Raw genomic sequence first — 25,537 nt, forward strand, 5'->3', positions numbered from 1 at the left:
GAGCGGTGAATTAGCCCTGGATGAGCGACTTTGGCGGCGGAAGATGAACCCGCGCCATCAGTCCTGAACCACCCCCTTCCGTTTCAGCGCGGTTGCACAGTTCGATGCGCAAGCCGTGCCGCTCGGCCGCCGTGCGCGCAATGGCCAGCCCGAGCCCGCTGCCGCCCGCCGGGGCGCCCGGCACGCGAAAGAAGCGGTCGAACACACGGCCGATCGACGGACCGGGAATGCCCGGCCCGTTGTCCAGCACATCGACCACCGCATGATCATCGGCTTCGTGCAGCCGCACATCGACCACGCCGCCTTCGGGCGCATAACGCAGCGCGTTGTCGATCAGGTTGTCGAACACGCTGCGCAACTCGGCGGCCGGTGCGTGCACCACGGGCGCAACCGATCCTTCGAAGCCGATGTCCACACGCCGCGCGTCGGCCAACACCATCAGCTGGCTCACGCTTTCACGCAACAGGGCTTCGATGTCGACCGGCTCGCCCGGAACGGGGCGGCCCGGCGCGTCTTGCCGCGAGAGGCTCAGCAGCTGTTCGATCAGGTGCTGCGCGCGCGTGACGCCGGCTTCGAGCTGGTTGAAGCGCTCGGCCGCCTCCCCGTCGGGAACGTGCGCGCGCAAGTTCTCGATCTGCAGGCCGATGGCGGCCATGGGCGTGCGCAGCTCGTGGGCTGCGTCCTGCACGAAGCGGCGCTGCGTGGCAAAGGCATTGCGCACGCGCGAGAGCAGGTGATTGAAAGCCTGTACCAGCGGCGCGATCTCGTCCGGCACACGCGCCAGCGAAAGATCGGTGAGGCTGCGCTCGTCCTGCGAGGCCACGTCGCGCGCCACCGCCCGGAGCGACCGCGAGGCCGCCGACACAATGAGCCACAGGATCAGCAAGGCCAGCGGCAGCAGCAGCGCGATGGGCAGGCCTTCGAGCAGCGCGCGGCGCAGCGCACGGCGCCGGCGGTAGTCCTCGTTCTGCAGCACCTGCACGCGCGGCTGGTCGGCGCGCGGTCCGGGGTCGGCGGTGAACACGCGCCAGCGCGAATGCGTGTGCGCGCCGGTGCTCGCATCGCTGAAGCCCGGTCGCGATTGCAGAGGCACCGCGGCCAGCGGCGGCCACGAACTCGCAAGCAGCGTGCGGCCGTCGGCACTCCATATCTGCACCACGAAGGCGCCGCGTGCCAACGCAGCTTCGCCGTCGAGCGGGCGCGGCGTGCGGGGCGGATCGGTGCCCGCATGGGAGTCGGCCACGAGCCGCATCTGCTCGTCGAGTGCGTTGTGCACCAGGTCGCCATACGCGACGAAGGTGAACCATGCCGTGAGCGCCGCAGCCGCCACGTGCAGCGTGATGAGCCAGAACAGCAGCTGCGAGCGCAGCGAGCGCGGACGCCACAAGCGGCCCGGCATTGCGCTCATGCGACGACGCGCCACCCCAGCCCGCGCACGTTGCGGATCGACTCCGCACCGAGCTTGCGGCGCATGCCGTGGATCAGCACGTCGATGGCGTTGCTGGTCACTTCTTCGCCCCAGCCGTAGATGCGGTTCTCGAGCTGCTCGCGCGAGAGGATGGCGCCGGGCCGCTCGAGCAATGCATGCAGCAGCGCAAATTCCCTGGCCGTCAACGCCTCGCGCTCGCCGTGGATCACCACCTCGCGCGTGGTCAGGTCCAGCTGCATCGCATTGCCGCCGATCAGCGAATGCGCAGCGCCGTCGCGCCTTCGCACCACCGCCCGCATGCGCGCGAGCAGCTCGCGGAATTCGAAGGGCTTGCGCAGGTAGTCGTCCGCGCCAAGGTCGAGGCTGTGGATGCGGTCGTCCAGCCCGTCGCGCGCGGTGAGCACCAGCACCGGCGTGGCGTCGCCGCGTTCGCGTGCGCGCCGCAGCACCTCGGTGCCGTCCTGGCGGGGCAGGCCCAGGTCGAGCAGCACGCAGGTGTAGCCGCCGTCGCCGAGCGCGCTTTGCGCCAGTTCGCCGTCGCGCACCCAGTCGGCCGACCAGCCCGCGCCCTCGAGCGCCTGCTTCAGGCTGCGCCCGATCATCTCGTCGTCTTCCACCAGCAGTACACGCATCGCGTCGACTCCTTGGGCGGCAGTAGCACGCGATCGGGACGACCGGCAGTGCCCTGCGCCGTGGCGCAGCCTAGGGGCGGAGTCTTAGGCGAGGCTTAGGACCTGTCAACGCCGCGCGGGTAAAAAGCTCACAGCACGCGGACGTCGTGCCGTTCGCCTTCCCCGTCTGCTGCAAACGCAAGCAGCCGCATGGCCTCTTCCTGCGCGCCGAGCCGGTCGGCCTTCGACCAGCGCGTGAAGGGCTCCAGCACCACCGTGGCGGTGTTCTTCGCACGCTCGATCTTCCAGGTGCCCGCGACGAATCCGTCGAGCAGCACCGTGCCGCGCACGATGCCATTCACGGTGAACACCCGGGCGCGGTGCTCGTCGCTCATCACGCGGCTGCGGTCGGCATGCGAGAGCAGCAGGTTGTCCCATTCGGCGACCAGGCGCGGCGGCGCAGGCGTGTCGGGTTCGGGCCGGGGCGCGCGGGGCAGGTCGAACAGCTCCTGGCCCTGTTCGCCGGTGAACACGCGCAGTTGCGGCCGCAGGCGCTCGGCCACGGCCTTCCAGCCCGTGAGGCCCGACCATGCACCCGCATCGGCGAGCGTGGCGGGGCCGAAGGCCGCCAGGTAGCGCAGCAGCAGGTCGTCCTGCGTGGCGGGCGCCACGTCGGCGGCGGATTCGCCGAGCCACTCTGCAATGGGTTGCAGCTGTGCGCTCTGGTGCGAGTTCCAGCTGCCCGCGGGTGGCAGGTGCACCAGCGGCACGCTGTTGCGGATGAGTGCTGCGAGCGAAGCGGGCTCGCGGTCTTTCCATTGCAGCGCCAGCGCCTGCCCGAGCTCGGCACTGGCAAGCGGGCCTTCGCGCAGCAACGCCAACCCGGCCTTCACCACGGCCGGGTGGTCGATGCCTTCGAGGGCCCGCGCGTGGCTGCTGCCCCGCAATCCGCGCTGATGCACTGGCTCGAGCGGCGGCCGCCAGGCCAGCGCGTCCGTTGCGGCCATCAGGTGCAAGGTCGCGCGCATCGTCGACATGCGCACGATGCGCCGCTTCTTCAGCGCCTCGGTCAGCTGTTCGCGCCGAAAGCCTTCGAGGCGGCTCCACAAGCCGATGTAAGGCGGGTTGGGCGCCTGCGCCTGCAGGCCCGCCAGTCTTTCGATGGCCTGCGTGACGGTCGCCTTGCGCCGCTCCAGCAGCATCTGCCGCGCCAAGGTGGCCCGGTTCAATGCGCGCCGGCTCAAGACCGCGGCCATCGGCGAAGGCTCAGAACTTCTCGTGCGGGCCGAGGTAGCGCCACTGCCCCACGGGCAGGTTGCCGAGCATCACCTTGCCGATCCGCACGCGCTTCAGGCCCACCACCTTCAGGCCGACCAGCTCGCACATGCGGCGGATCTGGCGTTTCTTGCCCTCGGTGAGCACAAAGCGCAGTTGCTCGGGGTTCTGCCATTCGACGCGCGCCGGCTTGAGCGGCTGGCCGTCCAGGCTCAGGCCGTGGCGCAGCTTGGCGAGCATGGCGGGCGGAAAAACCGCCTGCACGTTGGTCGTGACGGGATCGTCGTCGTCCATGCGCACCAGCTGCCCGGTGGGCGCGGGCTGGCCCAGGCCGTGGTAGGCCACGCGCACCAGGTATTCCTTCTCCATCACCGAGTCTTCGCCGATCAGCTGGCGCGCGACGCGCCCGTCCTGCGTCATGACCAGGAGGCCGATCGAATCGATGTCGAGCCGGCCGCACGGCGCAAGGCCGCGCAGCTGCTGCGGGCTGAAGAAGAAGCGCGCGTTGTCTTCGGCCCAGCGGTTCTGCGGCGTGAAGAGCGTCACCGCCGGCTCGTGGCCGTCCTCGGCCTGGCCGCTCACGTAGCCGATGGGCTTGTTGATCAGGATGGTGACCTGGTTCGCCTGCTGGCCCTTGGCGGCCTTGTCCACCTCGATGCGGTCGGACGGCGTGACCTTCACGCCCATTTCGGCCGGCTTGCCGTTCACCTTCACCCAGCCGTTGGCGATCCACTCGTCGGCCTCGCGGCGCGAGCAGAGGCCCAGCTCGGCCATGCGTTTGTTGAGGCGTACAGGTGCGGCGGGAGCGTCAGTCATGCCCGCATTTTCGCCCATGGTCGGTGTCGGCGGGATGTGTCGCATTGCATGGGGATAATGCGCGCCAATGGCCAGCCGACGGCCCCGGACCCGAATGACAAAAATCCTGATCCTCAGTGTGAGCGCCGGCAACGGCCATGTGCGCGCAGCGCAAGCCCTCGAAGCCGCCATGCAATCGGCCCCGCCGCACACGGCGGTCCACATCGATGCCATGGCCCATGTGGCCGGCGGTTTTCGGAAGGTGTACACCGACTGGTACATCCAGCTCGTGAACCGCGCACCGGAGCTTTGGTCTTACCTGCACCAGCGCGCCGACGCCACGCCGCACCACGCGCCCTCGCAGCGGCTGCGCCGCGGCATCGAGCGGCTGAGCACCGGCGCCCTGGTGCGCGAGATACGCCGCGAGAAGCCCAATGCCGTGATCTGCACCCACTTTCTGCCGGCCGAGCTGCTGATGCGCGAGCGCAACCGCCGACGCATCGACTTTCCGGTGTGGCTGCAGATCACCGACTACGACCTGCACAACATGTGGCTGGTGCCGGGCATGGCGGGCTACCTGGCCGCGACGGAAGAAGTGGCCTTCAGGCTGCGGGCGCGCGGCATTCCGGCCGAACGCATCCATGTGACGGGCATTCCGGTGATGCCGGCTTTCTCCGAGCCCGATGCACCGGCCCTCGCGCGCGATGCCTGCGCCGCGGCGCTCGGCCTCGACCCCGCGCGGCCTGTGCTGCTGATGGCCTCGGGCGGTGCGGGTGTCGGCGACCTGCCGAGCATGGTGGAACGCGTGCTTTCGCTGGGCGGGGACAGCGGCTTCCAGGTCATTGCCGTGGCGGGCCGCAACGCCGAGGCGTACACCAGGCTGCAGGCGGTGGCCGCGCGCCACCCCGGCCGCGTGGTGGCCATCGGCTTCACGAACGAAATGCACAAGCTCATGGCCGCAGCCGACCTGGTGGTGACCAAGCCCGGCGGACTCACGGTGTCGGAATGCCTCGCGCTCGGCAAGCCGATGCTGCTGATATCGCCGATTCCGGGGCAGGAAGAGCACAACGCCGGCTTTCTGATGGAAGAAGGCGCGGCCTGGCTCGCCTACGACGCGATCGGCCTCGACTACAAGGTGGCGCGCCTGATGGCCGACCCCGCCAAGCTGGCCGACATGGCCCGCCGCAGCCGCGCGCTCGGCAAGCCGCGTGCGGCGGCCGCGGTGCTGCAGCGCGTATTGGGTGAAGCCGCATGACCGGCGCCACCGAAAAAACGGGCGTGTCCCGCACCATCGGCTACCTGGCCTGGGTGGTGGTGATGGCCTTCTTCTTTGCGAATGCCGAGATCCAGATCGAAGGCGGTGCGGGCTGGGCCACGTCGCTGCCCACCTGGCGCATCGAGAACAACATCTGGCTCGACATTTTCTGGGGCGGCCGCGCGATGACGGGCTATCACGCCTGGGTCTTCACCTTCATGGCGCTGGTGTTCTTTGCGCCCTTGGCCTTCAACGGCCGCTGGACGTGGCGCGACGTGGGCCTGGCCGTTGCGGGCTTGATCGTCTTCTGGGTCTGCGAAGACTTCCTGTGGTTCATCATCAACCCGGCCTTCGGCTGGGCGCGCTTCAATCCGGTCGATGCGTTCTGGCACAAGCACTGGGTCTGGGGCGCGCCGGTCGACTACTGGGGCGGTCTGGCGGTGGCCTTGCTGATCCTGGTGACCCGGCACTGGCGGCGCGCGAAATGAGCATGAAGCGGGCAAAACGCAAAGACCGCGACGACGCCGCAGCGCACGCCGTGCCGCGCCCCGGGCACTGGGCCGATCCGCTCGACACGCTCCAGGTCGAAAACCTGCACCGCATCACGCCCACGCTGTACCGCAGCGCGCAGCCGCGCATCGCCAATGTGGCGGCGCTGAAGGCCCTGGGCATTCGCACCATCGTGAGCCTGCGCTCGTTCAACGACGACCGGAAGGTGTTCGCGGGCAGCGGCATCCGGCTGGTGCGCGTGCCGATCAACACCTGGTCCATCGACGACACCAAGGTGCTGCGCGCGCTGGTGGCCATACGAGAGGCCGAAAAGCAGGGCCCGGTGCTGATCCACTGCATGCACGGCGCAGACCGCACCGGCGTGGTGGCGGCGGTCTATCGCATGGCGGTGCAGGGCTGGGACAAGGAGAGCGCGCGCCTCGAGATGCTGCGCGGCGGCTACGGCTATCACACGCTGTGGCGCAACATTCCGCGCTACATCGACCGGCTCGATCCGGAGAAGATGCGCCATGCGCTGGACCACGCGCCGCTGATTCCCGTGGTGTCCTGAAGGCGCCTGCAGACTTCGCGGGCCGCTCCTATACTGGCCGCCCCGTGGCCCTGGGGCCACCTTCGAACAGACCCTTCTCCAGGGTCGCAAGGGGCTCTTCATGGCACTGCAACTGCGCTCTCTCATCCGCGCGAACGGCGAACTCGAACTCTCGCTGCACGACGAACCGGTGCCCGAACCGCAGGCGCACGAAGTGGTGATCCGCGTCGAGGCGTCGCCCATGAACCCCTCGGACCTGGGCCTGCTGTTCGGCGCGGCCGACATGAGCACCGCCAAGGTCTCCGGCACGCCGGAGCGGCCCGTCGTGACGGCCACCGTGCCAGAGCGCGGCATGCCCATGATGGCCGGGCGGCTGGACCAGTCGATGCCCGTAGGCAACGAAGGCGCCGGCGTGGTGGTGAAGGCCGGCTCGTCGGCCGCGGCGCAGGCGCTGCTCGGCAAGACGGTGGCCGCAATCGGCGGCGCCATGTATTCGCAGTACCGCGCCGTGGCGGCGGCCCAGTGCCTCGAACTGCCCGCGGGCACCGCGCCGGCCGAAGGCGCATCGTGCTTCGTGAACCCGCTCACGTCGCTCGGCATGGTCGAGACGATGCGCCGCGAAGGCCACAAGGCGCTGGTGCACACGGCCGCGGCTTCCAACCTGGGCCAGATGCTCAACAAGATCTGCCAGAAGGACGGCATCGACCTGGTCAACATCGTGCGCAAGCCCGAGCAGGAGGCGCTGCTGCGCAGCATCGGCGCGAAGTATGTGTGCAACGCGAGCTCGCCCAGCTTTCTTGAAGACCTGACGCAAGCCCTGGTCGAAACAGGCGCCACGCTCGCCTTCGACGCCACCGGCGGCGGCAAGCTCGCGGGGCAGATCCTCGGTTGCATGGAAGCGGCGCTGAACCGCACCGCGAAGGAATACAGCCGCTACGGCTCGACCACGCACAAGCAGGTCTACATCTATGGCGGCCTCGACCGCTCGCCGACGGAGTTTGTGCGCAACTTCGGCATGGCGTGGGGCATGGGCGGGTGGCTGCTGTTTCCGTTCTTGCAGAAGCTGGGTGATGAAGGTGTGCAGCGTTTGAAGGCGCGGGTGGTTGCCGAATTGAAGACGACGTTTGCGAGCCGCTACACGCGCGAAGTCTCTTTGCTCGAGGCGCTGCAATTGGATGCCATCGGGGTGTATGGCAAGCAGGCGACGGGGGAGAAGTTCTTGTTGAATCCGAACAAGGGTGTGGTGGCCTGATCTCTTCTTGCTCAGCCAACCACCAACCGATACCCCACCGCAGTCTCCGTCAGCAAATGCCGCGGCTGCGCCGGGTCCACCTCCAGCTTCTGCCGCAGATGCCCCATGTAGATGCGCAGGTAATGGCTCTGGTCCGTGTGCGACGGGCCCCACACTTCGCGCAGCAGCTGGCGCTGCGTGAGCACGCGGCCGGCGTTCGCGACGAGCACTGAAAGCAATCGGTACTCGGTTGGCGTCAGGTGCACCTCGGCGCCGGCGCGGCGCACGATACGCGCGGCGCGGTCCAGCTCGATCTCGCCGAAGCGGAAGACCGCTTCGGCCGGTTCGTCGCTACCGCCCGCCGCGCGCGGGCGGCGCAGATTGGCGCGCACGCGCGCCAGAAGCTCACCGGTGCCGAAGGGCTTGGTCAGGTAGTCGTCGGCGCCCGCATCGAGCGCGGCGATCTTGTCGGCCTCGTCGGAGCGGGCAGACAGCACGATGATCGGCACGGCAGACCAGCCCCGCACATCGCGAATCAACGAAACGCCGTCGCCATCAGGCAGGCCGAGGTCGAGCACCAGCAGGTCGGGCTGACGCGTGCCGGCCGCAGCCAGCCCATCGCGCAGCGTGCCGGCCTCGTGCACCACCCAGCCTTCGGCCTCCAGCGCGCCGCGCACAAAGCGGCGGATCTGCGGCTCGTCTTCGATCACGATGGCGGTGGGGGATGGCATGGCTTCAGAGTTGCGCTTCCGCCGATTCGGGCGGCTCGCGGCGCGGCAGGGTAACAGTGAATTCTGCACCGCCGCCCAGCGCATTGGCCGCCGTGATCTCACCGCCGTGCGCGCTCACCACCGCGCGGCAGATCGCAAGGCCCAGCCCGACGCCGGGCGTGGCCGATTCGGCCTCGCCGCGCGTGAACTTGTCGAACAGCTTCTGCTCGCGGCCCAGCAGCGCGGCGGGCAGGCCGGGGCCGTGGTCGCGCACCGTGAGCACCAGCGTGCCGGGCTCGGCACGCGCGCCCACGACGATGGGCGGCGCGCCGTATTTGGTGGCGTTCTCCAGCAGGTTGACGAGCACGCGCTCGATCAGCACCGCATCGAATTCGACCAGCGGCAGGTCCGCAGCGAGCGCGGTCTGCACGACGGTGTCGCCCAGCGACGTGCGCGCCGCGCGGATCGAGGAGCCCACGACTTCCTCGACCGATTGCCAGTCGCGCCGCAGGTTCACCGCACCGCCCGCAATGCCGCTTTCGAGCCGCGCCATGTCCAGCAGGTTGTTGACCAGCGCATGCAACTCGTGCGCCTGCGCGACGATGGCGCGCGCCGCGCTGCCGTGTTCTTCAGGCGGCAGCGTCTGCAGCGATTCGGCCAGCGCGATCAACGCGGTGAGCGGCGTGCGCACGTCGTGCGAGATCGCGCCGAGCAAGGCATTGCGCAAACGCTCCGACTCCATCTCGACCACGGCCTGCTGCGCCACCTCTACATAGTGCACGCGCTCCAGTGCAATCGCGATCTGCCGCGCCAGCGTGTCGAGCTGCTGCGCCTGCTCCGGAATGAGCAGCCAGCGCGGCTGCGCGGGCGACAGCGCCAGCACGCCGCGCACGCGCATCGGCGCCTGCAGCGGCACGTAGTGCCACGGCTGTGCCGCCAGCGTGGCGGTCGCAAGGCCTGCAGGCTGGCCGTGGCGAAAGGCCCAGTCGGCCACCTGCGCATCGAAGCCCCCGGGCGGCTCCTTCGGCAGCACAAGCTGGTCGGCCGAGTCCGTCACCAGCACCAGCGCATGGCCCCCGAAGTGGCCCTGCACGGCGGCGGCACCGAGCGTGACGACCTGCGTGCTCTCCAGCGCCGCAGAGAGTTCGCGCGTGAGCTCGAACAGCGAGCGCGCGCGCCGTTCGCGGCTGGTCGATATACCGGCCGCAAAGCGCAGGCCGGCCGTGAGCTGCCCCACCAGCAGGCCGACGCCCAGCATGATCGCGAAGGTCAGCACGTACTGCACGTCGCTCACCGCAAAAGAAAGCTGCGGCGGCACGAAGAAATAGTCGAAGGCCGCGACGTTGAGCAGCGCTGCCAGCGCCGAAGGCCCTCGCCCGAAGCGCATTGCGACGCCGACCACGCCCAGCAGGAACAGCATCACGATGTTCGCGAGTTCGAGCACGCCGGCCAGCGGCGTGCAGGCCAGCGTGAGCGCCACGCTGGTGGCCGTGGCCCAGGCGTAACCGGGCCAGTGGATGGGCGCTTTTTCGTGATCTCCTTCGTCGGCACGCGGCGTGTTGAGCGGCGTGCGTGCGAGGCGGCGCGCGCTGTCGACGCGGCCGACCTCCAGGATGTCGAGAGCGGGTGCATGCTGCGCCAGTGCGCGCGGCAGCGGCACCGCCGCGGCGGGCCACCAGCGGCGCCATCCGCTCGCGGGCTCCGAGCGCCCCATCACCAGCGTGGCGCAGTTCAGCCTGCGGGCCTGCTCGGAGAGTTGCTCGGCCACATCGGAGCCCGTGCACCAGCGTGGCGCAGTTCAGCCTGCGGGCCTGCTCGGAGAGTTGCTCGGCCACATCGGAGCCCGTGAGCACCGCGGTGGCCGCGCCCAGTTCCTCGGCGAGCTTGAGCACCGCAAGGATGCGGTCGCGCTCTTCGGCGGCCAGGCGCTGCAGCCGCGGCGTCTCGACATAGGCCGCATGCCAGCGCACGTTGAGCTGGCCCGCGAGCCGTGCCGCGGTGCGCACCGTCTGTGCCGCGCCTTCATGCGGACCGACGCACGCGAGGATCGCGCCCGAAGTGTTCCAGGCCTGCAGCGCGCCGCCATTTCCATCTTTTCCGTTGCGGCCGGCCGCGCCGGACTGCTCGACCCGCCAGCCGCGCACATCGTCTTCCACGTGCTCCGCCGTGCGGCGCAGCGCAATCTCGCGCAGAGCGATCAGGTTGCCCTTGCGAAAGAAATTCTGCGCGGCGCGCTCCGCTTGCTGCGGCAGGTACACCTTGCCGGCCGCGAGCCGCGCCGTGAGTTCGTCGGGCGTGACATCGACCAGCACCACCTCGTCCGCCTCGTCGAGCACGGTGTCGGGCACCGTCTCGTGCACGCGCACACCGGTGATCGCGCCGACGGTGCCGTTGAGGCTCTCCAGGTGCTGCACGTTGAGCGCAGACCACACCACCGGTGATCGCGCCGACGGTGCCGTTGAGGCTCTCCAGGTGCTGCACGTTGAGCGCAGACCACACCTCGATGCCCGCGGCCAGCAACTCCTGCACGTCCTGCCAGCGCTTGGCGTGGCGCGATCCCGGCGCATTGGTGTGGGCCAGCTCGTCGACCAGCAGCACCGCCGGCTTGCGCGCGAGGGCCGCGTCCAGGTCGAACTCGGCCAGCGTGCGGCCGCGGTAGTCCAGTTCGCGCTGCGGCAGGGTGTCGAGCCCCGCGAGCAGCGCGGCGGTTTCGCTGCGGCCATGCGTTTCGACCACGCCGATGAGCACGTCGCGCCCCGCGGTGCGCTCGCGTTGCGCGGCGCTGAGCATGGCCCAGGTCTTTCCCACGCCTGCGCTGGCGCCGAAATAGATGCGCAGCTTGCCCCGTTGCGCACGCGCCTCGTCGTTGCGCAGTTGCGCAAGCAGGGCGTCGGGGTCGGGGCGGGTGTCGAGCATGGAAGAGCAGCGCAGGTTAGCGCATTGGGCCGCGCCCATCGAGCGCAAGATTCAGCGCCAGTACGTTGACGCGTGCTTCGCCCAGAAAGCCCCAGAGCGGCGCCTGTGTGTTGCCGGCAATCAACGCGTTCACTTGTTCGACGGGCACGCCACGCACCCGCGCGACTCGTGCGGCCTGGTACTGCGCTGCGGCGGGGCTGATGTCCGGATCGAGCCCGCTGGCCGAGGCCGTGACCAGGTCGACCGGCACCGGTGCGGTGTTGCCCGGGTCCGCGGCGCGAAGCGCTTCGACACGGGCCTTGACCGCATCGGCCAGCGCCGGATTGAGCGGGCCCAGGTTCGAGCCGCCCGAAGCGCTCGCGTTGTAGGGCTGCGGCGCCGTGGCCGAGGGCCGGCCCCAGAAATGCTTCGGGTCGCTGAAGTTCTGGCCGATGAGGCTGGAGCCCACGGTGGTTCCGCCCTGCACGACCAGGCTGCCGGCCGCCTGCGACGGAAAAACTGCCTTGGCGGCCCCCGTGACGGCCATCGGATAGATCAGGCCGGTGAGCACGCCCAGCAGTGCGAAGAGCACGAGCGCGGGGCGAAAGATGTTGTTGTTCATGGTGAAGAACTCCTCAGACGAGATGGACGGCCACGAGCAGCCAGTCGATCAACTTGATGCCGATGAAGGGAACGAGCAGGCCGCCCAGGCCGTAGATGGCCAGGTTGCGCCGCAGCAGCGCGGCCGCGCCCACCGGCCGGTAGCGCACGCCCTTGAGCGCCAGCGGGATCAGGAACACGATGACCAGCGCATTGAAGACCACCGCCGACAAGATGGCCGAAGATGGGCTCGCGAGCCGCATCACGTTGAGCCCACCCAGCTGCGGATAGGTCGAGACAAAAATCGCCGGAATGATCGCGAAGTACTTCGCCACGTCGTTGGCGATGGAGAAGGTGGTGAGCGAGCCGCGCGTCATGAGCAGCGCCTTGCCGGTCTCCACCACTTCGAGCAGCTTGGTCGGGTTCGAATCCAGGTCGACCATGTTGCCGGCCTCCTTTGCCGCCTGCGTGCCGCTGCCCATGGCCACCGCCACATCGGCCTGCGCCAGCGCGGGGGCGTCGTTGGTACCGTCGCCGGTCATCGCGACCAGCCGGCCTTCGGACTGGTACTTGCGGATCAGCGCCAGCTTGTCCTCCGGCGTGGCTTCGGCCAGAAAGTCGTCCACGCCCGCCTCGGCCGCAATGGCCGCGGCCGTGAGCTTGTTGTCGCCGGTGATCATCACCGTCTTGATGCCCATGCGGCGCAGCTCGGCAAAGCGCTCCTTGATGCCGGTCTTCACGATGTCCTTGAGCTCGACCACGCCGAGCACGCGGTTGCCCTCGGCCACGGCCAGCGGCGTGCTGCCGCGGCGCGCGGTTTCCTCGGCGGCGCGCAGCACCTCCGCGGGCACGTTGCCGCCGAGCGACTCGACGTGCCGGCGGATCGCGTCGACCGCGCCCTTGCGCAGCAGCACGACTTCAGTATCCAGGCTGTTGGGAGCGGCCGGCAGGTCAGCACCGCTCATGCGGGTCTGCGCGGTGAACTGCACGAAGCGTGCACCTTCGACCGCCGTGGCGTCGAGTCCGTCGCGGCGTGCCAATTCGACGATGCTGCGGCCTTCGGGCGTTTCGTCGGCCAGCGAGGCGACCATCGCGGCGCGGGCGAGGCGGGCCTTGGTCACGCCAGGCGCAGGCAGGAAGGCACTCGCCTGGCGGTTGCCATGCGTGATGGTGCCGGTCTTGTCGAGCAGCAGCACATCGACGTCGCCGGCCGCTTCCACGGCGCGGCCCGATGTGGCAATCACGTTGGCCTGCATCATGCGGCTCATGCCCGCCACGCCCACGGCCGAGAGCAGGCCGCCGATGGTGGTGGGAATCAGGCACACCAGCAGCGCCACCAGCGCGGTGAGCGACACCACGGTGCCCGCGCCCGCCGCCTCCACGCTGAACACCGAGAACGGCAGCAGCGTGACGGTGACCATCAGGAACACGAGCGTGAGCGCTACCAGCAGGATGGTGAGCGCAATTTCGTTGGGCGTCTTGTGGCGCTTGGCCGCCTCGACCATGCCGATCATCCGGTCGAGGAACGACTCGCCCGGGTTCACCGAGATGCGCACCACCAGCCAGTCGGACAGCACCCGCGTGCCGCCGGTCACCGCAGAAAAGTCGCCGCCCGACTCACGCACCACGGGTGCCGATTCGCCGGTGATCGCGCTCTCGTCGACCGAGGCCACGCCTTCGATGACTTCGCCGTCGAGCGGGATCACGTCGCCGGTCTCGACCAGCACCACGTCGCCCTTGCGCAGATTAGGCGCCTGCTCCGGCAGAAACGTCGCGCCGTGGCGCGGCTCCTGCAGCTTCTTGGCCCAGGTGTCCTTGCGAAGACCGCGCAGCGATGCGGCCTGCGCCTTGCTGCGGCCCTCGGCCAAGGCTTCGGCAAAGTTGGCGAACAGCACGGTGAACCACAGCCAGACGGTAATGGCCAGCACAAACGCCGGCTTCATGCCGGTGTCGCCCGGAAAGCTCAGCGAGTGCACCCAGAGCAGCGTGGTGAGGATGCTCCCGATGTACACGATGAACATCACCGGGTTGCGCCACTGTGTGCGCGGGCTGAGCTTGGCGAAGGCGCCCCACAGCGCAGGCTTGACCAGCGCCGCGTCGAGCAGCGAGAGAGAGGTTTTTGTATTGGCAGTCATGGTGCGCGCCCCTTACTTCCAGAGCACCAGGTGTTCGACAACGGGCCCGAGAGCCAATGCCGGCACATAGTTGAGCAGGCCGACCAGCAGCACGGTGCCGATCAGCAGCGAGACGAACAGCGGCCCGTGCGTGGGCAGCGTGCCGCCGGTGACCGGCAGGCGCTTCTTCGCGGCCAGCGAGCCGGCAATGGCCAGCACCGGAACGATCATCGCGAAGCGGCCCAGCCACATGGCCAGCCCGAGCAGGCCGTTGTAGAACGGCGTGTTGGCAGAAAGGCCCGCGAAGGCGCTGCCGTTGTTGTTGGCGGCCGAACTCAGCGCGTACAGAATTTCAGAGAAGCCATGCGCACCCGGGTTGGCAATGCCGGCCTTGCCGGCGCCCGCGATCACCGCCACCGCGGTGCCGGCCAGCACCACGATGGGCGTGACCAGAATGGCGATGGAGATCAGCTTCATCTCGCGCACCTCGATCTTCTTGCCGAGGTACTCCGGCGTGCGGCCGATCATCAGGCCCGCAATGAACACCGCGAGCATCGCGAAGATCAGCATGCCGTACAGGCCGCTGCCGACGCCGCCGAACACCACCTCGCCCAGTTGCATGAGCACCAGCGGCACCATGCCGCCGAGCGGCGTGAACGAGTCGTGCATGGCATTGACCGCGCCGCAAGATGCCGCAGTGGTCACGGCCGCGAAGAGCGCCGATGCGTCGATGCCGAAGCGCACCTCCTTGCCTTCCATGTTGCCGCCGCTTTGCAGCGCGCTCGCCGCCTGGTCGACCCCCAGCGAGGCGAGCAGCGGATTGCCGGCATGCTCGGCGGGAATGATGGCCACCACGGCAATGACGAACATCACCGTCATTGCCGCAAGCACGGCCCACCCTTGCCGCATGTCGCCGGCCACGCGGCCGAATGCGAAGCACAGCGCCGCCGGAATCAAAAAGATCGCGATCATCTGCAGCAGGTTGCTGAAGGCGGTCGGGTTCTCATAGGGGTGCGCCGAGTTGGCGTTGAAGAAGCCGCCGCCGTTGGTGCCGATCATCTTGATGGCCTCCTGCGACGCGACAGGGCCCATGGCGAGCGTCTGTGTTTGCGTTCCTGCAACCGCCTCGACCGTTTGCACGGTCTTGTAAGCGTCGAAGTTCTGGATCACGCCCTGCCCGGCGAAGGCCACCGCCAGCACGAACGACAGCGGCACCAGCAGCCACAAGGTGATGCGCGTGACGTCGACCCAGAAGTTGCCGACCAGGCCGCGGCTCTTGCCATCGCCCCGGCGCGCGAAGCCGCGCACCAGCGCAAAGGCCACCGCAATGCCCGTGGCGGCCGAGAAGAAATTCTGCACCGTGAGCCCGAGCATCTGCGTGAGATAGCTCATCGTCGATTCACCGCCGTAGCCCTGCCAGTTGGTGTTGGAGACGAAGCTCACCGCGGTGTTGAAGGCCGAGTCGGGCGATACGGCGCCCATGCCGGCCGGGTTGAGCGGCAGCCAGCCCTGCAGGCGCTGCAGCGCGTACAGAAAGATCGCGCCAACGGCATTGAAGGCCAGCAGCGCGAATGCATATCGCAGCCAGTGCATCGATTGCTCGGGCTTTGTGCCCGCGAGCTTGTAGAGCGGCGCCTCGATGCGCTGCATCCAGCGCGGCACGCGTCCGTCGCACAGCGCGGCAAGAAACTTGCCGACCGGCCATGCCAGCAGCACAAGCGCCGCGAGAAAGAAGGCCAGCAAAGTCCAGGCGGAGGCGGTCATTTCAGAACTCCTCCGCGCAGATCAGCGCGAACACCAGGTACGCGAAGAGGACGACGGCAATCAACGCGCCGAAGCCGTAGAGCGCTTCGAGGCTGATCATGGCCGCTCTCCTTCGCCCGTGTTCAGCTCATTCGGCGCACTGGTTGCGCCCGGCCCTTCGAGCCGGTTCAGCCCGAAGGCCATGGCCGCCAGCGCGGCCCACAGCGCCAGCAAGGCGCCCATCCAGACGAAATCCATTCATTGCTCCTGCAGCGAAACCAAGGCATCGAGTCTCGGCAGGCACCCGTAAAAACGGGGAACAGAGTCGGCGGAGCCGCATAAAGAAACCGTAAAGACGTCCCGTCTTTCGCAAGGCCCTCGACAGCGGATGCACAGTCATTCAATAATCAAAGCCAGACCTGTGAAATAAAAGGATGACCACCCGCCCCCTCGACCTGAAGCCCGCCTGGACGCCGCACCAGCCGGCGGACCGCATCCTGTCCACGCTCAAGACCCGCGGCGCGCTCGGCATTCCCGACATTGCCAAGGTGCTCGACGTGACGGTGGAAGCGGTGCGCCAGCAGATGGTCAAGCTGCAGTCCGATGGGCTGGTCGACGCCGAGAGCCGGCCGGCGGGCCGCGGCAGGCCGACGCAGATATGGCGGCTGACCGGCGCCGGGCACGCACGCTTTCCCGATACGCATGCCGAGATGACGGTGCAGATGATCAGCGCCGTGATCACCGTGTTCGGCGAGAAGGGCATGGACCAGCTCATCGGCGCGCGCGAGGAAGCCATGCGCGCCAACTACCGCGAGGCGATGCTGGGCGCGCGCAGCCTGAAGACGAAGCTCGAACGGCTCGCCGAGATCCGCAGCCGCGAAGGCTACATGGCCGAGTTCCGGCCCGAGGGCGAGGGCTTTCTGTTCATAGAAAACCATTGCCCCATCTGCACCGCGGCGCGGGCCTGCACGGGCTTTTGCCGCAGCGAACTGCAGCTCTTCGAAGAAGTGCTGGGAACCGACGCAAGCGTGAGCCGCGTCGAGCATGTGCTTGCGGGCGCGCGGCGCTGCGCCTACCAGGTGAGCCCCAGAAACGCGCCTTGATTCAGACTGTTTTCAAAACCCGAAAGGAAAGACCCACCATGGAACACACCCTCCCGCCCCTGCCCTACGCCCTCGACGCGCTGGCACCCGAGTACTCGAAGGAAACCCTCGAGTACCACTACGGCAAGCACCACAACGCCTACGTGGTGAACCTGAACAACCTGCAAAAGGGCACCGAGTTCGAATCGATGACGCTCGAGGAGATCGTCAAGAAGGCCAGCGGCGGCATCTACAACAACGCCGCGCAAATCTGGAACCACACCTTCTTCTGGAACTGCATGAAGCCCCAGGGCGGGGGCACCCCTACCGGCGCGCTGGCCAAGGCCATCGATGCCAAGTGGGGCAGCTACGACGCGTTCAAGGAAGCCTTCGTGAAGTCGGCCGTGGGCAACTTCGGCTCGGGCTGGACGTGGCTGGTGAAGAAGGCCGACGGTTCGGTGGATATCGTGAACATGGGCGCCGCAGGCACGCCGCTGACCACCGGCGACACCCCGGTGCTGACGGTGGACGTGTGGGAACACGCCTATTACATCGACTACCGCAACCTGCGCCCGAAGTTCGTCGAGACCTTCCTGGCCAAGCTGGTCAACTGGGACTTCGCGGCCAAGAACTTCGGCTGACGCCAGCCGAGGCTCCCGCCGGCGGCATCCTCACTCGTTGACCAGGTTGAGGATGTTGCCGTCCGGGTCCTTGAACCAGGCGACCTTCATCTTGTCCATGACGTGGATGTCGCCCGCGAGCGTCGTGTTCGGCATGTCGTAGTGCTCGAAGCGCACGCCCTTGGCCTTGAGCGCCGCCACCAGCCCTTCGATGTCGCCGCCGACCGCCCAGGTCACGGCCGTGGCCTGGTTGGTGCCGGCGAACGAAGAGCAGTAGACATTGATACGGGTGTTACCGCTGCGATAGGCAATCATGTCCTCGCAATCCGTGTCGGCCGGCGCCAGGCCGAGCGTGTCTTCGTAGAAGCGGCGGGCCACGGCAAGGTCTTTCACCGCGAGGTTGGCCACCGCATTGATGTTTCCGAGCATGGCTGTCTCCTGTGTGGATGGGCACCCATCTTCTGCCCCGCAGCGGCCATGTCAAGCCGCCGCTACCCGATACGGGACCCATCTCGAACGAAGAAAACCGCACGGCGGGGCTTCCGGCACACTGCACCCTTGGTGCAGTGCCCGGCGAGGCCTGAAAATCTGACTCCGATCCGCACCCGATTCGCCCCCCCGATACAGAGACAAACCCATGATCCGCAAACTCACCCGCCCGCTGGCTCTTGCGCTGGCCCTTCCCCTGGCCGCCGTTTCGCTCACGTTCGCCGCCCCTGCCGCGCAGGCCCAGGCCTATCCCGCCAAGCCCATTCGCATGATCGTGCCCTTCCCGCCCGGCGGCGGCACCGACATCCTGGCGCGCCTGGTGGCCCAGAAGCTCACCGAAACCAACCACTGGACCGTGGTGCCCGACAACCGCGGCGGTGCCGGCGGCACCATCGGCATTGCCGAGGCTGCGCGCGCCGCGCCCGGCGGCTACGACATCGTCATGGGCCAGAAGGACAACATGGTCGTTGCGCCCTGGCTCTACAAGAACCTGAGCTACAACCCGGTGAAAGACCTCACCGCCGTGGCCCACGTGGCCTATACGCCGGTGGTGATCGTCACGCAGGCCAACTCCAAATTCAAGACGCTCAACGACGTGGTCACCGCCGCGCGCGCTGCGCCAGACACCGTCACCTACGGCTCGCCCGGCAACGGCACCACCATTCACCTGGCCGGCGAAATCTTCAATGGCGCCGCCCAGATCAAGATGCGCCACGTGCCCTACAAGGGCTCCAACGCGGCCATGATGGACGTGCTGGCGGGCAACGTCGACCTGATGGTGTCGTCGGTGCCTTCGGCGCTGGCTCAGATCAAGGCGGGCAAGCTGCGCCCGCTGGCCGTGACTTCGGCCAAGCGCAGCACCTCGCTGCCCGACACGCCCACCGTGGCCGAGCTCGGCTACAAGGGCTTCGACGTGTCCACCTGGTACGGCCTCTTCGTGCCGGCCAAGACGCCGAAGGACGTGATCGCCACGCTGAACACGGAAGTGAACAAGCTGCTGGCCACGCCTGAAATGAAGGCCGCCATCATTGCCCAGGGCGCAGAGCCGCAGAGCATGACGCCTGAACAATTCGAGACATTGCTGAAGACCGACTACGACAAGTGGAAGGGCATCGTGCAAGCCTCCGGCGCGACTATCGAATAAGCGCGGGGCATCGCAGAATGTTGTCTCCACAACAGGCCGCATCGACGGCACGGAGACAGCAATGGCACAGCGCAAGAAACCGAAGACCGCCCTTCTGCTGAACACAACCGCGCTGGCGGCAGTTGCGGTTGCCCTGTTGCAGGGCTGCGCGCAAATGCGAACGCAGCAGCCACAACAGCTGGTTCCGTCGGAGGCCAGCGTTGCTTCGCATGTCGCAGCCGCCACGCGCGCCGCCGGCTCCGACCTGAAGCCTCTGCTGACCCTTTGCAAGCCGGCTCCGGCCACCCGCCCGGCGCAAGCCGAGCTGGACAAGGGCCTGGCCGCATTCATCGCCAAGCCTGCGCCGCCGCCGGGCCAAGCCTTCGACAATCTTTATTTCGTGGGCGCCGACTGGGTCAGCGCCTGGGCCATCAAGACCTCGGACGGCATCATCCTCATCGATGCGCTCAACACCCAGGCCGAGGCCGCAGCGCTCATCGAGGGCGGCATGCGCAAGCTCGGCCTCGACCCGGCGCAGATCAAATACGTGATCGTCACCCACGGCCACGGCGACCACTACGGCGGCGCGCCCTACCTTGCCGAGAAGTACCGCGCACGCGTGGTGATGAGCGAGGCCGACTGGACCATGACCGAAACGCGCCTCGAGTTCGCAACGCCGATCTGGGGCGCACCGCCCAAGCGCGGCCCTGGCGACATTTCGGCGAAAGACGGCGATCGCGTCACGCTGGGCGACACCAGCGTGACGCTGTACCTGACGCCCGGCCACACGATGGGCACGATCTCTCCGGTGTTCGACGTCACTTCAAACGGCCAGAAGCACCGCGCCATGCTGTGGGGCGGCACGGGCTTCAACTTCGGCAAGGACGTGCCTCGGCTCGACAGCTACATCGGCGCCACGCAGCGCATGGGCGCCATCGTGCAGAGCCAGCGCATCGACGTGCTGCTGTCGAACCACTCGAACATCGACGAGTCGCAGGCCAAGCTCGCCGCCCTGCGGCAGCAGCCCGCTCCGGCGGCAAACCCCTTCGTGCTCGGCACGCCCACGGTCGAGCGGGCGCTGGCGGTGATGGGCGGATGCGCGCAGGCGCAGCGCGACAGGTTCCTGATGCAGTGATGTTGCCTTGCTCCTTCCCCCTCTGGGGGAAGGCTGGGATGGGGGCGGCTCCCGCATTGGAAGCTGCGCGGCAATGAAAGCCGTCGTGCCCCCACCCCTGCCCTCCCCCGAAAGGGGAGGGAGAAAAGACTGGGTCAGTCGGGCGTGAATTTCTTGTTGAAGATGTCCACGTCCGATGCCAGCTCGAACGTTGCCACCTGCCCCATCTTTCCGTCACTCAGGCGGCAGGCGGAGAACAGGCTGTAGCGGCCCTTGAAATAGAACTCGTCCATCACGATCAGCGCGTACGGGTACGGCACGAAGACCTGGTGCTCGAAGACGATGCGGTGCACGTTCCTCGGCGAAGGAAAGAGCTTGTAGTCGTGGGTGTCGATCGACTTTGCGGTGGCCATGTTCGTTCCCGGTTCTCAGTGCCCGGCGTTCAGGCCGGGTCGCGCACGTCGGCCACGGGGTTGCTGCCGAAATCGGCGCGCGCCAGGTACTTGAGCACCTTGGCCGCCGCGGTCTCGGGGCTGTCGAGCATGCCTTCGTTCTTCAGCTTTTCGAAGCGTCCGCGGTCCGGAAACTTCTCGGCCGATGCGCCGCGCAATTGCACCTGCATGTCGGTGTCGATCACGCCCGGCGCCAGCGACACGATGCGCGCGCCGTTCGGCGAATGAGCCTCTTCGAGCGCCACGGCGCGCGAGTAGTGGTCCATACCCGCCTTGGCGGCGCAGTAAGGCGCCTGGCTGCCCATGGCATTGCGGCCCAGGCCCGACGAAATGTTCAGCACCTTGCGTGCGCCGCGCCATTCGCGGGTGGCGCCCAGGAAGGCGGCGGTCAGCAGCATCGGCGCTTCGAGGCCGATGCGCAGGGCCTGCGCCAGTTCGGCCGGCACCGCGCTCGCGAGCGGCGCCGGGTTGCCGACCGTGCCCGCATTGTTGATCAGGGTCACACCGTCGAAGCGCTGGCCGTCGAGTGTCTTGAGCCAGGCGGAGAGGCGCGCCGCTGCGGCAACGGCGTCGGACAGGTCTTGCTCCCACTGGATGAGTTCGGCACCGGCCTTGGCGGCCAGCTCGGCCAGCTGCGGGTCTTGCCGGCGCGAGATGCCGAGCACCATGTGGCCCGCCTGCAGCAGCTGTGCGGCCATGGCACGGCCCAGGCCGCGCGACGCGCCGGTGATCAGGGTGAGTTGGGAGGTGGTCATCAAAAGAACTTTCTTGAACGAAGGCGGAAGGTTAAGCGGTATGCAAGCAATGCCCCGGCGGCTCAGCCGGTGCGGAACTGCTTGCGCAGAAAGTTGCGGTGCCGCGCGATGTGCTGCAGCTGTGCCGGTGCGATGGTGCCGCCAAGATCGACCTCGTCCGCGCCGTTGAGCACCGCATTGGCATGCGTCATGGCGCGCGCCACCACTTCTTCCTCGTTCACGCCGAGTTGCGCTGCAAGGTCGAGTGCCACGCGCCGCATGGCGCGCTGCGAGAGCATCCACATGGCGCCGAAGCGGTCCCATGCAAGAGCGGCCTCGTCGGCCTTCTCTCGTTCGGCAAGAATTTCTGCCAGCGGCTTGGCGAGCACCGCATCGAGCGCATCGAGCTTCTCGGTGAGTGCCTCGTTGCGCGCCATGGCTTCTTCGAGCGTGGGGCCGCTCTCGCCGGTGTCTGGTTTCCGAGTGTCGGGCGGCGGAACAAGGGCCGCTTGGGCATTGGCGGAAACGATCTGGAGCTGGTCTTCGAGGGTCATGAGGTTTCGGTTTCCGGTGAGGTGTTCTTCTTGTTCGATATTGCGGTGGCTCGCAGGCCAGTCAGGTCGAGCACGCGCAGCCCACCGTACTCCACCCGGATCAACCCCTGCGCCGAAAGGCCGTTGAGCGCCTCGTTCACGCGTTGGCGCGAAAGGCCGACCAGGTAGGCGAGCTCTTGCTGCGTGATGCGCAGCACTTCGCCCACGCCCGGGTACAGCACCGGGTTGAACAGCGACACCAGGTTGCGCGCCACGCGCGCGTCGGGATTGTTGAGGCGGTCGATCTCCAGCGCCGCAATGAACTGGCCGAGCCGCTCGTTGAGCTGGTTCATCACAAAGCGGTTGAAGCCGATGGAGTGGTCCAGCAGCCAGTGAAAGCTGTCGATCGGCAGGCCCGCCACCACGCTGCGCCGCAGCGCCTGTATGTTGTAGCGGTAGGGCTCGCGCTTCATGACCGTGCCTTCGCCGAACCAGCCGCCCGGCGGTATGCCGGCATAGGTGACGGAGCCACCGTCGGCGTTGTCGTTGCTCATCTTGAGCAGGCCCTCGACCACGCCGAACCAGTAGGTGGGTGAGCGGCCGACGCGGCAGACCAGGTCGCCGACCTCGGCCTCTCCCACCACCAGCGCGGCTTCGGCGCGGCGGCGCTCGGCGGGCGTGAGCGCGGGCAGCCACGGAATGCCGTCGAGCTCTGCCGCATTGGGAGAACGCGCGCGGTCCTTGATCGAAGCGCCGTGCAGGCTGTGGTTTGAACTGCCGTGAAGCATCGGGAAACTCCGGGGAGTAGTGTCCCTAGGATTGTCGTTGGAACGACAACCCAGCGTCAAAGTGAGGCCTACGATCCGCCCACTGTGCAAACCACCGACCCCACCTTTCCCCGCCTGCTGCTCGCCCACGCCCAGGCCCAGCCCGATGCGCCCGCCGTTCGCGAGAAGGACCTGGGCATCTGGCAGACCTGGAGCTGGAGCGCCGTGGCCCAGGAGGTGCGCGAGATGGCCTGCGGCCTCGCGAGCCTCGGCTTCAAGCCCTTCGACAACCTGTCCATCGTCGGCGCCAACCGCCCGCACCTGTACATGGCGGTGCTTGCGGCTCAGAGCCTGCGCGGGGTGCCGGTGCCGCTCTACCAGGACGCGGTGGCCAGCGAGATGGTCTTCATGCTGCAGGACGCGGCCATCGACTTCGTGATCGTCGAAGACCAGGAGCAGGTCGACAAGCTGCTCGAATGCCGCGAGCTGCAGAAGGACGAGCAGCACGGCATCCGCCACATCATCTACGACGACCCCAAGGGCCTGCGCCACTACGACCAGCCCGGGCTCATGAGCTACGACCAGCTGCGCGAACTGGGCCGCACCTTCGACGCAGCGAACCCCGGCTACTACGACCGTGCGGTGGCCAGCGGCGAGGCAAGCGATGTCGGCGTGATTCTCTACACCTCGGGCACCACGGGCCGGCCCAAGGGCGTGTGCCAGACGCATGCGAGCTTCATTGCGGCGGGCCGCGGCGGCGTGGAAACCGACAAGCTCGGCCCCGGCGACAACATCATGAGCTACCTGCCGATGGCGTGGGTGGGTGACCACCTGTTCTCGGTGGCGCAGTGGCTGGTGGGCGGCTTCACGCTCAACTGCCCCGAGTCGAGCGAGACGGTGATGAACGACATGCGCGAGATCGGGCCGAGCTATTACTTCGGCCCGCCGCGCACCTTCGAAGGCCTGCTCACGGCCGTGTCGATCCGCATGGAAGACGCGGCGGCGCCCAAGCGCTGGCTGTATGCAAAGTTCATGGCGCTGGCGCAGCGCGTGGGGGCGGACATTCTCAACGGCGCCCACGTTGGCACGGGCGACCGGCTGATGTACGGCCTGGGCAACCTGCTGGTGTACGGCCCGCTGCGCAATGTGCTGGGCATGAGCCGCATTCGCGTGGCGTACACCGCCGGCGCGGCCATCGGGCCCGACCTGTTCCGCTTCTACCGCTCCATTGGCGTCAACCTGAAGCAGTTCTATGGCCAGACCGAAACCTGCGCCTACGTGTGCCTGCAGCAGGACGGCAAGGTCAAGCTGCAGACGGTGGGCACCGCCGCACCGGGCATCGAACTCAAGATTGCCGACGACGGCGAGGTGCTGGTGCGCGGCGTGTCGGTGCTGAAGGAATACTACAAGCGCCCCGACGCCACTGCCGAAGTGCTCGATGCGAACGGCTACTTCCACACCGGTGACGCCGGCGTGCTCGACAGCGAAGGCCACCTGCGCATCATCGACCGTGCGAAGGACGTGGGCCGACTCGTGAGCGGTGCGATCTTTGCGCCCAACTACATCGAGAACAAGCTCAAGTTCTTTCCGCAGATCAAGGAAGCCGTGTGCTTCGGCAACGGACGCAATGAGGTCTGCGCGGCCATCAACATCGACTTCGAGGCCGTGGGCAACTGGGCCGAGCGGCGCGGGCTGGCCTACGGCGGCTATGTCGACCTGGCCGGCAAGCCCGAGGTGCTGACGCTGGTGGGCGAATGCATCGCGAAGGTGAATGCCGACCTTGCGAGCGAAGCCGGCATGGGCGAGACGCAGATCGCGCGCTTCCTGGTGCTGCACAAGGAGCTCGACCCCGACGACGACGAACTCACCCGCACGCGCAAGGTGCGCCGCGGCTTCATCGCCGAGAAATACGCGGTGCTTGTCGATGCGCTCTACGGCCGCAAGACCGAGCAGTTCATCGAGACCCAGGTCAAGTTCGAGGACGGACGCACCGGCGTCGTCAGCGCCACGCTGAAGATCGTCGAGGCCAAGACCTTCCCCATCGTGAAGGCGGCGGCATGAGCAGCAGCAGAAAAATCGGCGACGTCATTCTGGACGTGCAGAACATCTCGCTGAGCTTCGGCGGCGTGAAGGCGCTCACCGACATCAGCTTCAACGTGCGCGAGCATGAGGTGCGGGCCATCATCGGCCCCAACGGCGCGGGCAAGAGCTCGATGCTGAACTGCATCAACGGCGTGTACTGGCCGCAGCAGGGCTCCATCACCTTCCGCGGCCAGACCTTCAAGCACATGAACTCGCGCCAGGTGGCCGAGATGGGCGTGGCGCGCACCTTCCAGAACCTTGCGCTCTTCAAGGGCATGAGCGTGCTCGACAACATCATGACGGGCCGCAACCTCAAGATGAAGAGCGGCCTGTTCGCGCAGGCGCTGCGCTGGGGCCCGGCCGAGCGCGAGGAGCTGAAGCACCGCGAGTTCGTCGAGCACATCATCGACTTTCTCGAGATTCAGGCGCACCGCAAGACGCCGGTGGGCCGCCTGCCCTACGGCCTGCAAAAGCGCGTCGACCTGGGCCGCGCGCTTGCCATGGAGCCGCAGGTGCTGCTGCTCGACGAACCCATGGCGGGCATGAACGTGGAAGAGAAGCAGGACATGAGCCGCTTCATCCTCGACGTGAACGACGAGTTCGGTGCAACCATCGTTCTCATCGAACACGACATGGGCGTGGTGATGGACATCTCCGACCGCGTGGTGGTGCTCGACTACGGCAAGAAGATCGGCGACGGCACGCCCCATGAGGTGCGCAACAACGAAGACGTGATCCGGGCTTACCTGGGTGTGGAGCACTGACGCCATGCCACACCTGACGCCGATGCATTGCTCCTTTCCCCTCCGGGGGAAGGCTGGGATGGGGGCACGACAGCCCTCGC

General features: G+C 67.6%; 25 protein-coding genes and 1 pseudogene. 10 read left to right on the forward strand and 16 right to left on the reverse strand.

Going from position 1 to position 25,537, the window contains the following annotated elements:
• Positions 1–10: 10 nt before the first annotated feature.
• From QHG62_RS18700 to QHG62_RS18715, 4 genes are all read right to left on the reverse strand, one after another.
• Entirely contained in the window at positions 11–1,408 is a 1,398-nt protein-coding gene (locus QHG62_RS18700) for a sensor histidine kinase (RefSeq protein ID WP_281147027.1), read from the reverse strand.
• The gene (locus QHG62_RS18705) at positions 1,405–2,061 is read right to left on the reverse strand and encodes a response regulator (RefSeq protein WP_281147028.1); all 657 of its coding nucleotides are present in this window, start codon (positions 2,059–2,061) and stop codon (positions 1,405–1,407) included. Before QHG62_RS18705 ends, QHG62_RS18700 begins: the two co-directional genes overlap by 4 nt.
• Before the next feature lie 128 nt (positions 2,062–2,189).
• The gene (locus QHG62_RS18710; protein WP_281147029.1) at positions 2,190–3,296 is read right to left on the reverse strand and encodes a winged helix DNA-binding domain-containing protein; all 1,107 of its coding nucleotides are present in this window, start codon (positions 3,294–3,296) and stop codon (positions 2,190–2,192) included.
• A gap of 10 nt (positions 3,297–3,306) precedes the next feature.
• On the reverse strand, positions 3,307–4,131 hold the full coding sequence (locus QHG62_RS18715) for a pseudouridine synthase (RefSeq protein WP_281147030.1): 825 nt from the start codon (positions 4,129–4,131) through the stop codon (positions 3,307–3,309).
• A 94-nt stretch (positions 4,132–4,225) separates the two neighbouring features.
• On the opposite strand from QHG62_RS18715, the gene QHG62_RS18720 reads away from it, so the two are divergent.
• The 4 genes from QHG62_RS18720 to QHG62_RS18735 all read left to right on the forward strand — a co-directional run bounded on the left by QHG62_RS18720 (position 4,226) and on the right by QHG62_RS18735 (position 7,656).
• Positions 4,226–5,365 carry an MGDG synthase family glycosyltransferase gene (locus QHG62_RS18720; RefSeq protein WP_281147031.1) on the forward strand — a complete coding sequence of 380 codons (1,140 nt, stop codon included), beginning with the start codon at positions 4,226–4,228 and terminating at the stop codon, positions 5,363–5,365.
• Positions 5,362–5,853, forward strand: a complete 492-nt coding sequence (locus QHG62_RS18725) for a hypothetical protein (RefSeq protein ID WP_281147032.1) — start codon at positions 5,362–5,364, stop codon at positions 5,851–5,853. The genes QHG62_RS18720 and QHG62_RS18725 overlap by 4 nt, the downstream gene beginning before the upstream one ends.
• A 2-nt stretch (positions 5,854–5,855) precedes the next feature.
• Positions 5,856–6,425 (forward strand): dual specificity protein phosphatase family protein, encoded by a 570-nt coding sequence (locus QHG62_RS18730; RefSeq protein WP_432445543.1) that lies wholly within the window; start codon positions 5,856–5,858, stop codon positions 6,423–6,425.
• A 100-nt stretch (positions 6,426–6,525) separates the two neighbouring features.
• Positions 6,526–7,656: a zinc-binding dehydrogenase gene (locus QHG62_RS18735; protein WP_281147034.1), complete on the forward strand. Its 1,131-nt coding sequence runs from the start codon at positions 6,526–6,528 to the stop codon at positions 7,654–7,656.
• Positions 7,657–7,667: 11 nt separating this feature from the next.
• Here QHG62_RS18735 and kdpE read toward each other — a convergent pair whose 3' ends face one another.
• The 7 genes and pseudogenes from kdpE to QHG62_RS18770 all read right to left on the reverse strand — a co-directional run bounded on the left by kdpE (position 7,668) and on the right by QHG62_RS18770 (position 15,955).
• Positions 7,668–8,366, reverse strand: a complete 699-nt coding sequence (gene kdpE, locus QHG62_RS18740) for a two-component system response regulator KdpE (protein ID WP_281147035.1) — start codon at positions 8,364–8,366, stop codon at positions 7,668–7,670.
• Between the two features lie 4 nt (positions 8,367–8,370).
• A pseudogene (locus QHG62_RS18745) lies at positions 8,371–11,261 on the reverse strand (DUF4118 domain-containing protein).
• A gap of 16 nt (positions 11,262–11,277) precedes the next feature.
• Positions 11,278–11,862: a potassium-transporting ATPase subunit KdpC gene (gene kdpC, locus QHG62_RS18750; protein WP_281147036.1), complete on the reverse strand. Its 585-nt coding sequence runs from the start codon at positions 11,860–11,862 to the stop codon at positions 11,278–11,280.
• A gap of 13 nt (positions 11,863–11,875) precedes the next feature.
• The gene (kdpB, locus tag QHG62_RS18755) at positions 11,876–13,975 is read right to left on the reverse strand and encodes a potassium-transporting ATPase subunit KdpB (RefSeq protein WP_281147037.1); all 2,100 of its coding nucleotides are present in this window, start codon (positions 13,973–13,975) and stop codon (positions 11,876–11,878) included.
• Between the two features lie 12 nt (positions 13,976–13,987).
• The gene (gene kdpA, locus QHG62_RS18760) at positions 13,988–15,718 is read right to left on the reverse strand and encodes a potassium-transporting ATPase subunit KdpA (protein WP_281147038.1); all 1,731 of its coding nucleotides are present in this window, start codon (positions 15,716–15,718) and stop codon (positions 13,988–13,990) included.
• Between the two features lies 1 nt (position 15,719).
• A complete protein-coding gene (kdpF, locus tag QHG62_RS18765; protein ID WP_041943086.1) occupies positions 15,720–15,818 on the reverse strand; it encodes a K(+)-transporting ATPase subunit F in 99 nt (32 codons plus the stop codon).
• On the reverse strand, positions 15,815–15,955 hold the full coding sequence (locus tag QHG62_RS18770) for a hypothetical protein (RefSeq protein ID WP_281147039.1): 141 nt from the start codon (positions 15,953–15,955) through the stop codon (positions 15,815–15,817). The genes kdpF and QHG62_RS18770 overlap by 4 nt, the downstream gene beginning before the upstream one ends.
• A gap of 176 nt (positions 15,956–16,131) precedes the next feature.
• On the opposite strand from QHG62_RS18770, the gene QHG62_RS18775 reads away from it, so the two are divergent.
• Together QHG62_RS18775 and QHG62_RS18780 are read left to right on the forward strand one after the other, a co-directional pair.
• On the forward strand, positions 16,132–16,800 hold the full coding sequence (locus QHG62_RS18775) for a helix-turn-helix transcriptional regulator (protein ID WP_126750021.1): 669 nt from the start codon (positions 16,132–16,134) through the stop codon (positions 16,798–16,800).
• A 38-nt stretch (positions 16,801–16,838) separates the two neighbouring features.
• Positions 16,839–17,420: a superoxide dismutase gene (locus tag QHG62_RS18780; RefSeq protein ID WP_281147040.1), complete on the forward strand. Its 582-nt coding sequence runs from the start codon at positions 16,839–16,841 to the stop codon at positions 17,418–17,420.
• Positions 17,421–17,450: 30 nt separating this feature from the next.
• On the opposite strand, the gene QHG62_RS18785 is transcribed toward QHG62_RS18780, so the two are convergent.
• Positions 17,451–17,828: a VOC family protein gene (locus QHG62_RS18785; protein WP_281147041.1), complete on the reverse strand. Its 378-nt coding sequence runs from the start codon at positions 17,826–17,828 to the stop codon at positions 17,451–17,453.
• A gap of 208 nt (positions 17,829–18,036) precedes the next feature.
• Here QHG62_RS18785 and QHG62_RS18790 point away from each other — a divergent pair, with 208 nt between their 5' ends.
• On the forward strand, positions 18,037–19,032 hold the full coding sequence (locus QHG62_RS18790) for a Bug family tripartite tricarboxylate transporter substrate binding protein (RefSeq protein WP_281147042.1): 996 nt from the start codon (positions 18,037–18,039) through the stop codon (positions 19,030–19,032).
• A 61-nt stretch (positions 19,033–19,093) separates the two neighbouring features.
• The gene (locus QHG62_RS18795; RefSeq protein ID WP_281147043.1) at positions 19,094–20,146 is read left to right on the forward strand and encodes an MBL fold metallo-hydrolase; all 1,053 of its coding nucleotides are present in this window, start codon (positions 19,094–19,096) and stop codon (positions 20,144–20,146) included.
• Between the two features lie 134 nt (positions 20,147–20,280).
• Here QHG62_RS18795 and QHG62_RS18800 read toward each other — a convergent pair whose 3' ends face one another.
• The 4 genes from QHG62_RS18800 to QHG62_RS18815 all read right to left on the reverse strand — a co-directional run bounded on the left by QHG62_RS18800 (position 20,281) and on the right by QHG62_RS18815 (position 22,632).
• The gene (locus QHG62_RS18800) at positions 20,281–20,538 is read right to left on the reverse strand and encodes a hypothetical protein (RefSeq protein WP_281147044.1); all 258 of its coding nucleotides are present in this window, start codon (positions 20,536–20,538) and stop codon (positions 20,281–20,283) included.
• Between the two features lie 29 nt (positions 20,539–20,567).
• Positions 20,568–21,332: an SDR family NAD(P)-dependent oxidoreductase gene (locus QHG62_RS18805; protein ID WP_281147045.1), complete on the reverse strand. Its 765-nt coding sequence runs from the start codon at positions 21,330–21,332 to the stop codon at positions 20,568–20,570.
• Positions 21,333–21,394: 62 nt separating this feature from the next.
• Positions 21,395–21,865, reverse strand: coding sequence for a hypothetical protein (locus tag QHG62_RS18810; protein ID WP_281147046.1), 471 nt, complete (start codon positions 21,863–21,865; stop codon positions 21,395–21,397).
• Positions 21,862–22,632 (reverse strand): Crp/Fnr family transcriptional regulator, encoded by a 771-nt coding sequence (locus QHG62_RS18815; protein ID WP_281147047.1) that lies wholly within the window; start codon positions 22,630–22,632, stop codon positions 21,862–21,864. The genes QHG62_RS18810 and QHG62_RS18815 overlap by 4 nt, the downstream gene beginning before the upstream one ends.
• An 84-nt stretch (positions 22,633–22,716) precedes the next feature.
• Here QHG62_RS18815 and QHG62_RS18820 point away from each other — a divergent pair, with 84 nt between their 5' ends.
• Both QHG62_RS18820 and QHG62_RS18825 read left to right on the forward strand, forming a co-directional pair.
• The gene (locus tag QHG62_RS18820; RefSeq protein ID WP_281147048.1) at positions 22,717–24,672 is read left to right on the forward strand and encodes an AMP-dependent synthetase/ligase; all 1,956 of its coding nucleotides are present in this window, start codon (positions 22,717–22,719) and stop codon (positions 24,670–24,672) included.
• Positions 24,669–25,457 carry an ABC transporter ATP-binding protein gene (locus QHG62_RS18825; RefSeq protein WP_281147049.1) on the forward strand — a complete coding sequence of 263 codons (789 nt, stop codon included), beginning with the start codon at positions 24,669–24,671 and terminating at the stop codon, positions 25,455–25,457. The genes QHG62_RS18820 and QHG62_RS18825 overlap by 4 nt, the downstream gene beginning before the upstream one ends.
• The last annotated feature ends 80 nt before the right edge of the window (positions 25,458–25,537 follow it).

It is taken from the genome of Variovorax paradoxus (assembly GCF_029919115.1).
Taxonomy (GTDB): domain Bacteria; phylum Pseudomonadota; class Gammaproteobacteria; order Burkholderiales; family Burkholderiaceae_C; genus Variovorax; species Variovorax paradoxus_O.